Here is a 14,332-nt window from a genome sequence, read left to right on the forward strand (position 1 = left end):
CCCCGACCGATCCACCGCGGGCGCCGGGCGGCGCCACCGGGAACCACCGATGAGGAGACCCGCATGAGCCACAACCGCACGGACCCCGCCGCCACGGCGATCATCAACCGGGAGCGCCTGCCGCTGGTGCTGGTCGGCCTGCCGGGCGCGGGCAAGACGACGGTCGCCCGCCTCCTCGCCGCCGCCCTGGGCATTCAGGTGACCGACACCGACGCCGAGATCCGGCGCCGGGCGCGCATGACCATCCCCGAGATCTTCACCGCTGAGGGCGAGGAGGGCTTCCGCGACCGCGAGACCCGCGCGCTGCGGGAAGTCCTGGAGTCCCTCGGCGCGGCCCACGGGATCGTCGCCTTGGGCGGCGGCGGCGTCCTGCGCCCGGAGAACCGCGAGATGCTGCGGCACCACACCGTCGTCTACCTCTCCGCCCGGCCCGCCACCGCCGCCCAGCACGTCGGCAGCGGGGAGGGCCGCCCCCTCATCAGCCCCGGATCGGACTCCGACGCGGCCCTCACCGCGGTGCGGGCCTGCCAGGGGGCGCTGACCGGCGTGCTGGCGCGCATGGAGGCGCTCGACGCCGAACGCCGTCCCCTTTACGAGGAGATCGCCACCGTCACCGTACCCACCGATGGGCTCAGCCCGGCCCAGGTGGCCGCCCTCGTGCTCGTCTCCCTCGGGGCGACGCCGGCAGCCACCGCCCGGGGACTGGCCCATGCGGGCATCCTCTCTCACGCGCCCGCTCGCCGGGAGCCGTCGCCCGAGGTGCCCGCCGGCCCCGAGCCTCGGCGGCCCGCCGGCCCCCGCGTGACCGAGGACCCTGAGGGCGCCACCACCGTCCACGTCCCCGGGGCGCGGGGTTATGACGTCGTCATCGGGCGTGGGCTCCTCGCCCCTCGGGTGACGAGGGCGGTCCTCGCCTCACCGGGCCAGGGCGCGGGCGGCGTCGGGATCATCCACCCCGGCGTCCTCGCCCAGGCCGCCGGGAGACTGGCCGGGGACCTCCACGCGGCCGGCCTGCGGACGGCCCTCATCGAGGTCCCCGACGGGGAGGCCTCCAAACGCGCCGACGTGCTGTCCTCCATCTGGGAGCACCTCGGGCGGGCGGGGCTGGGCCGCGACGGCTGCCTCATCGGCGTTGGCGGTGGGGCGACCACGGACCTCGCCGGCTTCGCCGCGGCCACCTGGCTGCGGGGCATCCCCGTCGTCCAGGCGCCCACCACCCTCCTGGCCATGGTCGACGCCGCCGTTGGCGGGAAGACCGGCATTGACACCGCCGCCGGCAAGAACCTCGTGGGGGCCTTCCACACGCCCAGCGCCGTGGTCGCCGACCTCGGCATCCTGGCCGGCCTCCCGCTCGACGAACTGCGCGCCGGGCTCGGTGAGGTCATCAAATGCGGGCTCATCCAGGACGAGGAGATCCTGCGGCTCGTCGAGGCCGACCCGGCCGCCTGCCTGCGCTCGGACGCGCCCGTCCTGGCCGAGCTCGTGCGCCGGGCGGTCCTGGTCAAGGCCGCCGTCGTGGCCCAGGACCTCACCGAGTCCGGGCTGCGCGAGATCCTCAACTACGGGCACACCTACGGCCACGCCATCGAGCGGATCACCGACTACGCGTGGCGCCACGGCGAGGCCGTGGCAGTCGGATGCGTCTTCGCCGCCGAGATCGCCCACCGGAGGGGACTGCTGAGCGGCAAGGGCCTCGCCCGCCACCGCGAGGCCCTGGAGGCGGTCGGCCTGCCGGTGGCCTTCCCCGACGGCGCTGAGCGCTGGGACGACCTGCGCGCGGCGATGCGCTCGGACAAGAAGAACCGCGCCGGACGGCTGCGCATGGTGCTCGTCGAAGACCGCTTCGGTCCGCTGCGGCCCATCAGGGGCGTCGAGCCCACCCCGGGCGAGCTCGAGGCGGCCCACCGCGCCGTGACCGCGAGCCCGGAGGGAGCCGCATGAGCGGCGCGACGGCGATCGCCCTCATCGGCCCGCCCGGCGCCGGCTGCACCACCGTCGCCCGCGCCCTCGCCGGGCTGCTGGGCGCGCCCTGCCTGGACCTCGGCGCCCAGACCGCCGCCCGGCTCGGCACCGAGGAGGAGCTCGCGCTCGTGGCCACCCCGGAAGCCGAGTACCGGCGCGTTGAGGAGTCGGTCGCCCTCGGGCTCATCGAGGCCGCCCGCGCCTCCGGCGGCATCCTCGCCCTGGGATCGGGCTGCCTGGGATCCGAGCGCGTCAGGGCCGCCCTGGCCGCCCTGCCCGGGCACGGGGGCGCCGTCGTCGGCCTGACCGCCTCCGTGCGGCGCCTGGCCACCCGCAACGGCCTCGACGCCCCGCGCTCGGTGGCCCTGGGCACCATCCACCACGAGTTCACCCAGATGCTGCGCGAGCGCGAGGCGCGCTGCCGGCGGGTTACCGGCGTCGTCATCGACACCTCGGAGCGGGAGCCGGCGGACTGTGCGGACCAGATCGTGGCGCTCCTCGACACCCCCGCCCCCCGTCCCTAGCCTGAGCCGCATGTACGTCGCCCAGCACTTCGAGCTGCCCGAGGACTACACCCGTCGGCTCCTGACCTCGCCGCGCCGGGGCAACCTCGTCACCGTCCACGACCACGGCCCTGAGGCCACTCTCGTCCCCTTTTACTACGACGACGCCGCGGGCGCCCTCGTCACCCACCTGGTGAGGAACAACCCCCAGGCCGCCGAGCCCCTCGCGCAACCCACCGGGCTCGTCATCCTCGACGAGGCCGACGCCTACGTCTCCCCGAGCATGTACGCCACCAACGCGGTCATGCCGAACGTCCCCACCTGGGACTACATCACGCTTCACGTCAGCGGGCGGGTCCGCGTTGACCCCAGTCCCGACGCGGCCCTGGAGGCCGCCGTGCGGCTCACCGAGGCCATGGGCGATGGCGGCACCCTGAGCGCCGTCGGACGGGACAAGCTCCAGCGGATGTCGCGGGCGATCGTCGCCGTGAGCGTTGAGGCGACGACGGTGCGCGGCAAGGCGAAGATGAGCCAGAACCGCCACCCTGATGATGTGCGCGGCCTCATCGCCGCCATGGAGGCCCAAGGGGAGGAGCGCCTGGCCCGGTACCTGCGAGAAGTCTCCCTGCCCTACGCGGAGGAGCGCTTCGCGACGATCACCCGCCTGCGCGGCGCGCGCAGGGCTGTCGCCGGCCCTGGCCTGGCACGGTAGACTCACCGCGTCCTAGACGTGCCGGGCCCCGCGGGCAGCCCAGGGAGCCCGGCCCCCGACTTGAAGTAGAGGAAACCACTCGTGGCAACGACGAACGACCTGAAGAACGGCCTGGTGCTCAACCTGGAGGGCCAGCTGTGGCAGGTGGTGGAGTTCCAGCACGTCAAGCCCGGCAAGGGCCCGGCCTTCGTGCGCACCAAGCTCAAGAACGTCCTGTCCGGCAAGACCGTGGACAAGACCTTCAACGCCGGCCTCAAGATCGAGACCGCCACCGTCGACCGCCGCGACATGCAGTACCTGTACAAGGACGGTGACGACTACGTCTTCATGGACGTCAAGTCCTACGAGCAGACCAACGTGCCTTCCGACGTCGTCGGCGGCGCCGCCACCTTCCTTCTGGAGAACCAGGAGGTCATCGTGGCCTTCCACGAGTCCTCCGTGCTCTTCGTCGAGATGCCCCCCTCCGTGGTGCTCACCATCTCCCACACTGAGCCCGGCCTCCAGGGCGACCGGTCCAACGCCGGCACCAAGCCTGCGACCGTGGAGACCGGCGCTGAGATCCAGGTCCCGCTGTTCCTCAACACCGGTGACAGGGTGAAGGTGGACACGCGCTCGGGCACCTACATCTCCCGCGTCAACGACTGAGGCCCGCCGTGCCAGCCCTGCCCGCTGACGACGCCGCGGCCGACCCGCGCGAGGGGATCCCCGCGCCCGGCGTCGAGTCCGCGTCGGCGCCGCGCTCCTCAAGCCCCTCGGGGGTCGCCTCGAAGCACGCCGTTACCGCCCGCACGAAGGCGCGGCGGCGGGCCATCGAGATCTTGTTCGAGGCGGACCAGAAGGGCCTCCTGCGCCCTTCGCGCGAGGGGGACCGCTCCGGTGCGGCCGAGCGCCTGCGCGATCTGGCCGTGGAGCGCGCCGTCCACTCCGCCAACCACACCGAGGCGCCCGCCTACGCCCGCGAAATCCTCGCCGGGCTGGCCGATCACCTGGCCGAGGTCGATGACGTCATCGAGGCATACGCCCAGGAGTGGGCGCTGGCCCGCATGCCCGCAGTCGATCGTGCCATCGCCCGCGTTGCCGTGTGGGAGATCGTCCACAACGATGACGTCGACGGCCCCGTGGCCGTCGATGAGGCCATGACCCTGGCCCGGATCCTGTCCACCGACGACTCCCCGCGCTACCTCGGCGGCCTCCTCGGGCGCGTCGTCGACCTCGCCGACACGCTGCGCTGAGCGCGCTGCCCGGCGCGGGGCAGGGAGCCCTGGCGCGACCGTCTACGCTGGCCGCATGAGCAACCGCATCGCCCTCACCGGCGCGACCGGTCACATAGGCGGCATTGCCGCCGACATCCTCCACGCCAGGGGCGTGCCCGCCCGCCTCCTCGTGAGGGACCTGTCGCGAGCCCCCTCCTGGGCTGACGACGTCGCGGTCGCGCCCTACGGCGACCAGGAGGCGTGCCGGGCCGCCCTGGCGGGGATCGACATCCTCCTCATGGTCTCGGCGCATGAGGCCGAGGATCGGCTCGAGCAGCACCTGGCCCTCATTGGGGCCGCGCGTGACGCCGGCGTGGGCCATGTCGTTTACACCTCGTTCCTTTCGGCTGCCCCCGACGCCGTCTTCACTTACGCGCGCACCCACTGGTCCACCGAGCGGGCCTTGGCGGCCTCCGGCATGGGATGGACCTTCCTTCAGGACTCCTTCTACGCCGACGACTTCCCCGAGTTCGCCGTGGACGGCGTCATCGCGGGACCGGCGGGGGACGGGCGCGTGGGCGCCGTCGCCCGGGCGGACGTCGGCCGCTGCGCCGGCGCGGTCCTCCTGGACCTCGCGGGTGCTGGGCAGCGCCCGGTCTCGGCGCACGACAGCGCCACCTACCGGCTCACCGGCCCGGCCGCCCTCAGCCTGGCCGAGATCGCCCAGGCCCTTACCGAGCACGGCAGCCCCACCGTCTACCGCGCCGAGACGATCGAGGAGGCCTACGCCAGCCGCGAGGCGTACGGGGCGCCGGACTGGGAGTTGGACGGCTGGGTGAGCACCTACGCCTCCATCGCCTCCGGGGCCCTCGACGTCGTCACCGATGACGTGCGCGCCCTCACCGGCCGGGAGCCGATGTCCTTCGTCGACCTGCTCGCCACGCGGGGCTGAGCGACCCCGGCACCGCCTCGGGGGCACGAGGCCCGCTTGCCTCCGCGCGTCACGTGGCCAGTTTCACAGGCCCATGACGCGTCCGCGTGCGGCTGGGCGACTCGCCACGCGCTAACCTCGGGGCGCCAGACATCCTTTAAGTCCGTCCAGAGAGGCGGGGAAGGGGGCCTTCATGGCCATGAATCTGTCAGGCGCCACTGCCGGCGCACCCACGAGCGGGAAGAAGATCCTCGGCGACGCCGAGATCGCGCGCTCCCTCCTGCGTATCGCGCACGAGGTGGTCGAGCGCAACCGCGGATTGGAGGACGTGGTCCTCCTGGGCATCCCCAGCGGGGGAGTGCCCCTCGCGCACCGGCTGGCCGAGGCCCTCGCCGTCGCCGCGGGCACCAACACCGCGATCGACCCCGCCGCCAATGCGAGCCCCACGATCGAGGTCGGCACCCTCGACATCACCATGTACCGCGACGACCTGGGCCGCCACCCCATCCGCGTGCCGCGGCCCACCACCACCCCCGCCGGGGGCATCGACGGGCGCACCGTCATCCTCGTCGACGACGTCCTCTACTCGGGCCGCACCATCCGTGCCGCCCTGGACGCCATCGGCGCCATCGGCCGCCCGTCCTCCGTGCAGCTGGCCGTCCTCGTGGACCGGGGCCATCGCGAGCTGCCCATCCGCGCCGACTACGTCGGCAAGAACCTTCCCACCTCCCGGTCCGAGAAGGTCGTCGTCGCCCTCACCGAGCTGGGCGCCACCCAGGACGCCGTCACGATCGAGACCATCCCGGCCAGCGAGGAGGCCACCCGATGAAGCACCTGCTGAGCGCCAAGGACCTGGGCCACGACGAGACCGTCATGGTCCTCGACACCGCCGAGGCGATGGCCGCCACCCAGAAGCACGCCGTCAAGAAGCTCCCCACCCTGCGCGGCAAGACCGTCGTCAACCTCTTCTTCGAGGACTCCACGCGCACGCGGCTCTCCTTCGAGGCGGCCGCCAAGCGGCTGAGCGCCGACGTCATCAACTTCTCCGCCAAGGGCTCCTCCCTGTCCAAGGGCGAGTCCCTCAAGGACACCGCCCAGACGATTATGGCCATGGGCGCCGACGCCGTCGTGGTGCGCCACAGCGCCTCGGGCGCCGCCCACCTCCTGGCCCATGCCGGCTGGATCAACGTCCCCGTGCTCAACGCGGGCGACGGCACCCACCAGCACCCCACCCAGTCGCTCCTGGACGCCATGACCCTGCGCCGCTGGTACGCCCCCGGCGGGCCGGCCAGCGGGGCCGGGCGCGCCGCGGACGGATCGCCCGCCCCCCGGGGCCGCGACCTGGACGGGGCCCGGGTCATCATCGTCGGGGACGTCCTCCACTCGCGCGTGGCCCGCTCCAACGTGGACATGCTCACCCACCTGGGGGCCTCCGTCACCCTCGTCGCCCCGCCGACTCTCCTGCCCGTGGGCATGGAGGACTGGCCTTGCGAGGTCTCCTACGACTTCGACGACGCCATCGCCTCCGTCGAGCCCGACGCCGTCATGATGCTGCGCGTCCAGCGCGAGCGCATGAGCGCCGCGGGCGGCGGCTTCTTCCCCAGCCCCGCCGAGTACTCGCGCGCCTACGGCCTGGACGCCCTGCGCCGGGCCGCCATGCCCGAGCACGCCATCGTCATGCACCCCGGGCCCATGAACCGCGGCCTGGAGATCACCGCCGAGGCCGCGGACGACCCGCGCTCGCGCATCATCGAGCAGGTCGGCAACGGGGTCTCCGTGCGCATGGCCGCCCTCTACCTCCTCCTCGCCGACGAAGGGAACCAGCTGTGACCGCCCACCTCATCACCGGTGCCCGCCCCTACGGCGAGGACACCGCGGACATCCTCATCATCGATGGCGTTATCGCCGCGATCGGTCCCGACGCCGCCGCCCAGGCGCCCGCCGGCGCCACCCGCCACGACGCCACCGGCCTCGTCGCCCTGCCGGGCCTCGTCGACATCCACACCCACCTGCGCGAGCCCGGCGGCGAGTCGGCCGAGACCGTCTACACCGGCACCCGCGCCGCCGCCGTCGGCGGCTACACCGCCGTCTTCGCCATGGCCAACACCAACCCGGTCCAGGACAACGCCGGCGTCGTCGAGCAGGTCCTGCGCCTGGGCCAGGACGCCGGCTGGGTGGATGTCCACCCCGTCGGCGCCGTCTCCCGGGGCCTCAAGGGCGAGCAGCTGAGCGAGATGGGCGCCATGGCGTCCTCCGCCGCCCAGGTGCGCGTCTTCTCCGACGACGGCAAGTGCGTCCACGACCCCGTCCTCATGCGCCGGGCCCTGGAGTACGTCAAGTCCTTCGACGGCGTCATCGCCCAGCACTCCCAGGACCCGCGCCTGACCGAGGGCTCCCAGATGCACGAGGGCGCCGTCTCGGCCGAGCTCGGCCTGCGCGGCTGGCCGGCGGTCGCCGAGGAGTCGATCATTGCTCGCGATGTGCTCCTGGCCGAGCACGTGGGCTCGCGCCTGCACGTGTGCCACCTGTCCACCGCTGGCAGCGTCGACATCATCCGCTGGGCCAAGGCCCGGGGCATCAATGTCACCGCCGAGGTCACCCCGCACCACCTCCTGCTCACCGATGAGAAGGCGCGCACCTACTCGCCGCTGTACAAGGTCAACCCGCCGCTGCGCACAGCGGAGGACGTCGAGGCCGTCCGCGAGGCGCTCGCCGATGGCACCATCGACGTCGTCGGCACCGACCACGCCCCCCACCCTGTGGAGGACAAGGACTGCGAGTGGGCCGCCGGCGCCTTCGGCATGACGGGCCTGGAGACGGCCCTGCCGATCATCATCGCCACGATGGTCGAGCCTGGTCGCATGACCTGGCGCGACGTCGCCCGCGTCCTGTCCACCACGCCTGCCCTCATCGGGCGCGCCGAGGACCAGGGCCAGGGGCTCGATGCCGGAGCGCCCGCGAACCTCTGCCTCGTCGACCCGTCGGTCAGGAGGGTCGTCGACCCAGCCGCCCAGTGGACGCGCTCGGCCAACAGCCCCTTCGCGGGCATGGAACTGCCCGGCCAGGTGATGGCCACCTTCCTCCACGGCCGCCCCACGGTCCTTGACGGCAGGCCCGTCGAGGCCGCCTGATCCAGCGCCCCTCCGGCGGGCGGCGCCCCCACGCGCCGCCCGCCGGTCCGGCGCGCCCTGCCCACTCCCTCCCACACCCCGGACGCTCCCTGGGCCCAGGGCCCCTCTCACCCGCTCCACCACTCACCCCTCAGGAGCCGCACATGGCAACCAATGGAAGCGCCGGGGCCGCCACAGCCCCCGGCTCGACGGGCGCCGCCGCCCGGCCCCCCGCGATCCTCGTCCTGGAGGACGGCTACGTCCTGCGCGGGCGCGCCTACGGCGCTCAGGGCCGCGCGCTCGGCGAGATCGTCTTCAACACCGGCATGACCGGCTACCAGGAGACCCTCACCGACCCCTCCTACCACCGCCAGATCATCACAATGACCGCGCCGCACATCGGCAACACGGGCATCAACGACGAGGACTCCGAGTCCTCGCGCATCTGGGCGGCCGGTTTCATCGTCCGTGACCCGGCCAGGCGGGCCTCGAGCTGGCGCTCGCGCGGCGAGCTAGAGGACGCGCTCATCGACTCCGGTGTCGTCGGCCTATCCCACGTGGACACCCGGGCGCTCACCCGCCACCTGCGCGAGCGCGGCGCCATGCGCGCCGGCATCTTCTCCGGCGACGCCCTGCCCATCGGCGCCGCCCACGAGGGGCCGGGCTCGGCCGCCGCCATCGACATCTGCCTGGACATCGTCCGCAGGAGCCCCACCATGGCCGGCCGGGCCCTCGCCGGGGAGGTCACCACGTCGGCCGGCTACGTCGTCGAGCCCAGCGGTGCCTTCGCCGGGCGCGAGCCCGTCGTGACCGTGGCCGCCATCGACCTGGGGATCAAGAGCCGCACTCCCGCCCAACTCGCCGAGCGCGGCGCGCGCGTCCACGTCCTGCCGCAATCCACCACCCTGGCCGAGGTCCTCGCCCTGGGCCCTGACGGCGTCTTCTTCTCCAACGGCCCCGGCGACCCCGCCACCGCCACCGCTGAGGTCGAACTCCTGCGCGGCGTCCTGGACGCCGGCATCCCCTTCTTCGGGATCTGCCTGGGCAACCAGCTGCTCGGGCGGGCCCTGGGCTACGGCACCTACAAGCTCGACTACGGGCACCGTGGCATCAACCAACCCGTCCTCGACCGCGCCACCGGGAGAGTGGAGATCACCTCCCACAACCATGGGTTCGCCGTGGACGCCCCCACGGGCGCCCCCACCACGGCGCCCTTCGACTCCGGGCGCTACGGGCGCGTCGAGGTCAGCCACGTGGGACTCAACGACGGCGTCGTCGAGGGCCTGCGCGCCCTCGACATCCCCGCCTTCTCCGTCCAGTACCACCCCGAGGCCGCCGCCGGCCCCCACGACGGCGAGCACCTCTTCGACCGGTTCATCGCCCTCATGCGCGCCCATCGCGGCGCCCCGGGCGCCGGAGCTGCGGCCCCCGCCCATCCGAGCGGCCCCGTCATGCCCGTCAACCCCATCAAGGAGGCCTGAGATGCCATTGCGCGACGACATTCGCTCCGTGCTCGTCATCGGTTCCGGCCCGATCGTCATCGGGCAGGCCTGCGAGTTCGACTACTCGGGCACCCAGGCCTGCCGAGTCCTGCGCGCCGAGGGCATCAGGGTCATCCTGGTCAACTCCAATCCGGCCACCATCATGACCGACCCGGGGATGGCTGACGCCACCTACATCGAGCCCATCACCACTGAGGCCCTGACCACCATCATTGCTCGGGAGCGGCCCGACGCCCTGCTGCCAACGCTCGGCGGGCAGACCGCCCTCAACGCCGCCATGGCGCTCGTCGAGGCCGGCGTGCTGGAGCGCTACGGCGTCAAGCTCATCGGGGCCAGTGCCGAGGCCATCAACGCCGGCGAGGACCGCGACGCCTTCAAGGCCGTCGTCGAGCGCTGCGGCGCCGAGGTGGCCCGCAGCGTTATCGCCCACACGCTCGACGAGTGCCACGCTGGGGTCGAGGCCCTGGGCGGCTACCCTGTCGTCGTGCGCCCCTCCTTCACCATGGGCGGGCTCGGCTCGGGCGTGGCCCACAGTGCCGAGGACCTTGAGCGCATCGCCGGCGCGGGCCTGGCCGCCTCGCGCACCACCGAGGTGCTCCTGGAGGAATCGATCCTGGGCTGGAAGGAGTACGAGCTCGAGCTCATGCGCGACACCGCGGACAACGTCGTGGTCGTGTGCTCCATCGAGAACGTTGATCCTGTGGGCGTCCACACCGGCGACTCGATCACCGTCGCCCCCGCCCTGACCCTGACCGACCGCGAGCTCCAGCGCCTGCGCGACATCGGCATGGCCGTCATCCGTGAGGTCGGCGTGGACACCGGCGGCTGCAACATCCAGTTCGCCGTCGACCCGGCCACCGGCCGCGTCATCGTCATCGAGATGAACCCCAGGGTCTCGCGCTCCTCCGCCCTGGCCTCCAAGGCCACCGGCTTCCCGATCGCCAAGATCGCCGCGCGCCTAGCCGTGGGCTACACGCTCGACGAGATCCCCAACGACATCACCGGCTCCACGCCCGCCTCCTTCGAGCCGGCCATCGACTACGTCGTCGTCAAGGTGCCGCGCTTCGCCTTCGAGAAGTTCCGGGGCGCCGACCCGACCCTGACGACCACCATGAAGTCCGTCGGCGAGGCCATGGCCATTGGGCGCTGCTTCACCGAAGCCCTGCTCAAGGCCATGCGATCGATTGACAAGCGCGGCTCGGTGTTCCACTGGGAGGGCCCCGCCCCCGACGCCGAGGCCACGGCCGCGCTCCTGAAGGCGATCCGCACCCCCACCGAGGGCCGGCTCATCGAGGTCCAGCAGGCCATCCGTGGCGGCGCCACCATCGAGGAGCTCCACGAGGCCACCGGCATCGACCCCTGGTTCCTCGACCAGCTCATGGCGCTGGAGGAGATTGCCGCGGCGGTGCGCCAGGCGCCCGCCCTGACCCCCGGGCTCCTGGGCGAGGCCAAGCGCCATGGCCTGTCTGATCAGCAGATCGCCGTCCTGCGGGGCCTGGGCGAGGGGACCGTGCGCGAGATCCGCCACGCCTACGGCCTGCGGCCCGTCTACAAGACCGTGGACACCTGCGCCGCCGAGTTCGCCGCCCGCACCCCCTACCTGTACTCCAGTTACGACCTGTCCACGGAGGTGGCCCCCCGCGAGCGCGAGGCCGTCATCATCCTGGGCTCGGGGCCCAACCGCATCGGGCAGGGCATCGAGTTCGACTACTCGTGCGTGCACGCCACCATGGCGCTGGCCGAGCGCTACGAGACCATCATGGTCAACTGCAACCCCGAGACGGTCTCCACTGACTACGACATCTCCGACCGCCTCTACTTCGAGCCCCTCACCTTCGAGGACGTCATGGAAGTCTACGAGGCCGAGCTCGCCGCGGGCCCCATCGCCGGCGTCATCGTTCAGCTCGGCGGGCAGACGCCCCTGGCGCTGGCCGCCCGCCTCAAGGCCGCGGGCGTGCCGATCCTGGGAACCAGCCCCGAGGCGATCGATGCCGCGGAGGACCGCCAGGTCTTCGGCGGGGTCCTCGAGCGGGCCGGCCTCGCCGCCCCCGCCCACGGCACCGCCCGCTCCCACGAGCGCGCCCTGGCGGTGGCCGAGGAGATCGGCTACCCGGTGCTCGTGCGCCCCAGCTACGTGCTCGGCGGGCGCGGCATGGAGATCATCTACGAGCGCTCCGGACTGGTCGACTACCTCGCCCGCGCGGAGCAGGAGGCCGGGGGAGCGGAGGCGGTGTACTCCGCCGGCCCGCTGCTCGTGGACCGCTTCCTCGACGATGCCATCGAGATCGACGTCGACGCCCTCTACGACGGCGAGGAGCTGTTCCTGGGCGGCGTCATGGAGCACATCGAGGAGGCCGGTATCCACTCCGGGGACTCCTCCTGCGTGCTCCCCCCGATGACCCTGTCCGACGCCGAGATCGCCCGCATCCGCTCCGCCACAGAGGCCATCGCCGCCGGTGTGGGCGTGCGCGGCCTCATCAACATCCAGTTCGCCCTCATGGGCGGCGCGCTCTACGTCATCGAGGCCAACCCGCGGGCTTCGCGCACCGTGCCCTTCGTCTCCAAGGCCACCGGCGTCGCCCTGGCCAAGGCGGCCGCCCGGCTCATGGCGGGGGAGTCGATCGCCCAGTTGCGCGAGCGCGGGGCGCTGCCCGCCGAGGACGCCTCGACGCCCGGCATCCCCAGCGTCATCGCCGTCAAGGAGGCCGTGCTGCCCTTCAAGCGCTTCCGAACCCGCTCCGGACGCGTCGTCGACCCGATCCTGGGCCCCGAGATGCGCTCCACCGGCGAGGTCATGGGCTGCGACGTGGACTTCCCCAAGGCCTTTGCCAAGTCCCAGACCGCGGCCTACGGCGGCCTGCCCACCGAGGGCGCGCTGTTCGTCTCCGTGGCCGACCGCGACAAGAGGGCGATGATCCTGCCCGTGGCCAGGCTCGCCGAGCTCGGCTTCCAGGTCTACGCCACGAGCGGCACCGCCCAGGTACTGCGGCGCAACGGGATCAGCGCGACGCCCGTGCGCAAGCTCAGCGAGGGCGTCGGCGAGCACGGGGAGGACACGATCGTCGGCCTCATCGAGGCCGGCGCCATCGACATGGTCGTCAACATCCCGCAGGGCCAGGGCGCCCGCGCCGACGGCTACGCGATCCGCGAGGCCACCACCAGCGCGGACAAGCCGATCATCACCACCGTCCACCAGTTGCAGGCCACCGTCCAGGCGCTTGAGGCGCAGCTGCGGGGCGCCTTCTGGGTGCGCAGCCTCCAGGAGATGCGCGCCCCGAGCCCCGCCAGCGCCCCCGCCACCGAGCATCACGATGACTGAGGAGACACGATGAGCCACGATCCCAGCGCCGGCACTACTGCCAGCGGCGCCCCCGCCCGGTCGGAGGGAGCCCCCCGGGAGGCCGAGGGGAACGGCTTTTCCGGCCGCCTCCCCTTCGGCGCCCGTCTGGCCGCCGCCATGGACGACCATGGCCCCCTGTGCGTGGGCATCGATCCGCACAGCGCGCTCCTGGCGTCCTGGGGCCTGACCGACGACGTCGCGGGCCTGCGCGAGTTCAGCCTGCGCGTCGTCGAGGCCGTCGGGGGCCGGGTGGCCGCCGTCAAGCCGCAGTCCGCCTTCTTCGAGAGGCACGGCAGCGCCGGCATCGCCGTCCTGGAGGAGACCCTGGCGGCGCTGAGGGACGTGGGATCCCTGTCGATCCTCGACGTCAAGCGCGGGGACATCGGCTCGACCATGGACGGCTACGCCCAGGCCTACCTCCTCGACGCCGCCCCCCTGGCCGCCGACGCGATCACCGTGTCCCCCTACCTCGGCTACGGCTCGCTCGCCCCCGCGCTCGAGGCCGCCAGCGCCACCGGGCGCGGCCTGTTCGTGCTGGGACTGACCTCCAACCCGGAGGGCGCCACTGTGCAGCATGCCACGGCCTCCTCGGGCCGGGCCGTCGCCGCGATGATCGCCGACGGCGCCGCCGCCTCCAACGCGGCCGCGCGCGCCCAGGGCGTCCTGGGGAGCATCGGCCTCGTCGTCGGCGCCACGATCGGGGATGCGGCGCGGGATCTGGGAATCGACCTTGCGGCGACCAACGCGCCCCTGCTCGCCCCCGGGGTCGGCGCCCAGGGCGCCGGGGAGGCCGAACTGGCGCGGGTCTTCGGCCCGGCGCGCTCCCAGGTCCTCGCCTCGACGTCGAGGGGCGTGCTCGGCGCGGGCCCGGATCCGGAGGCCCTCCGTGAGGCGGCCGGACGAGCGGTTTTGGAGGCCGGAAGGGCCCTGAGAAGGTAAAACGACACGCCATCGACATGTGTCGCTCATCACTTGTGTGAGGGTGTTGTGACGTTGTAACGCCCCTGACCTGCGCGGGTATCCGGAGCGTTACGGTGTCCGGAACGATACCGCGTAACGTCTTAGCAAAGCTGCCCGTA

Annotated in this window: 12 protein-coding genes; all 12 read left to right on the forward strand. The window is 72.8% G+C overall.

Annotated elements, in window-relative coordinates; genetic code table 11:
- Positions 1-63 precede the first annotated feature (63 nt).
- Positions 64-1,941, forward strand: coding sequence for a 3-dehydroquinate synthase (aroB, locus tag GVV75_RS08465; RefSeq protein ID WP_159814329.1), 1,878 nt, complete (start codon positions 64-66; stop codon positions 1,939-1,941).
- Positions 1,938-2,486, forward strand: a complete 549-nt coding sequence (locus tag GVV75_RS08470) for a shikimate kinase (protein WP_159625248.1) — start codon at positions 1,938-1,940, stop codon at positions 2,484-2,486. The genes aroB and GVV75_RS08470 overlap by 4 nt, the downstream gene beginning before the upstream one ends.
- 10 nt (positions 2,487-2,496) lie before the next feature.
- Complete coding sequence (locus GVV75_RS08475) at positions 2,497-3,177, forward strand: FMN-binding negative transcriptional regulator (protein WP_159625250.1); 681 nt, start codon at positions 2,497-2,499, stop codon at positions 3,175-3,177.
- Positions 3,178-3,258: 81 nt separating this feature from the next.
- Positions 3,259-3,822 carry an elongation factor P gene (gene efp, locus GVV75_RS08480; RefSeq protein ID WP_159523818.1) on the forward strand — a complete coding sequence of 188 codons (564 nt, stop codon included), beginning with the start codon at positions 3,259-3,261 and terminating at the stop codon, positions 3,820-3,822.
- Between the two features lie 56 nt (positions 3,823-3,878).
- Positions 3,879-4,409 carry a transcription antitermination factor NusB gene (gene nusB, locus GVV75_RS08485; RefSeq protein WP_235905335.1) on the forward strand — a complete coding sequence of 177 codons (531 nt, stop codon included), beginning with the start codon at positions 3,879-3,881 and terminating at the stop codon, positions 4,407-4,409.
- A gap of 55 nt (positions 4,410-4,464) precedes the next feature.
- Positions 4,465-5,322 carry an SDR family oxidoreductase gene (locus tag GVV75_RS08490; RefSeq protein WP_159814331.1) on the forward strand — a complete coding sequence of 286 codons (858 nt, stop codon included), beginning with the start codon at positions 4,465-4,467 and terminating at the stop codon, positions 5,320-5,322.
- Positions 5,323-5,494: 172 nt separating this feature from the next.
- Positions 5,495-6,130, forward strand: coding sequence for a bifunctional pyr operon transcriptional regulator/uracil phosphoribosyltransferase PyrR (pyrR, locus tag GVV75_RS08495; RefSeq protein WP_159523814.1), 636 nt, complete (start codon positions 5,495-5,497; stop codon positions 6,128-6,130).
- Complete coding sequence (locus GVV75_RS08500) at positions 6,127-7,131, forward strand: aspartate carbamoyltransferase catalytic subunit (protein WP_159523812.1); 1,005 nt, start codon at positions 6,127-6,129, stop codon at positions 7,129-7,131. Before pyrR ends, GVV75_RS08500 begins: the two co-directional genes overlap by 4 nt.
- Positions 7,128-8,432: a dihydroorotase gene (locus GVV75_RS08505; RefSeq protein ID WP_159523810.1), complete on the forward strand. Its 1,305-nt coding sequence runs from the start codon at positions 7,128-7,130 to the stop codon at positions 8,430-8,432. Before GVV75_RS08500 ends, GVV75_RS08505 begins: the two co-directional genes overlap by 4 nt.
- 143 nt (positions 8,433-8,575) lie before the next feature.
- Positions 8,576-9,892, forward strand: a complete 1,317-nt coding sequence (gene carA, locus GVV75_RS08510) for a glutamine-hydrolyzing carbamoyl-phosphate synthase small subunit (RefSeq protein WP_159523808.1) — start codon at positions 8,576-8,578, stop codon at positions 9,890-9,892.
- A gap of 1 nt (position 9,893) precedes the next feature.
- Complete coding sequence (gene carB, locus GVV75_RS08515; protein ID WP_159814333.1) at positions 9,894-13,232, forward strand: carbamoyl-phosphate synthase large subunit; 3,339 nt, start codon at positions 9,894-9,896, stop codon at positions 13,230-13,232.
- A 9-nt stretch (positions 13,233-13,241) separates the two neighbouring features.
- Entirely contained in the window at positions 13,242-14,192 is a 951-nt protein-coding gene (gene pyrF, locus GVV75_RS08520) for an orotidine-5'-phosphate decarboxylase (protein ID WP_159814335.1), read from the forward strand.
- Positions 14,193-14,332: the final 140 nt, after the last annotated feature.

Origin of the sequence: Actinomyces sp. zg328 (genome assembly GCF_009829635.1) — a bacterium.
Taxonomy (GTDB): Bacteria; Actinomycetota; Actinomycetes; order Actinomycetales; family Actinomycetaceae; genus Actinomyces; species Actinomyces marmotae.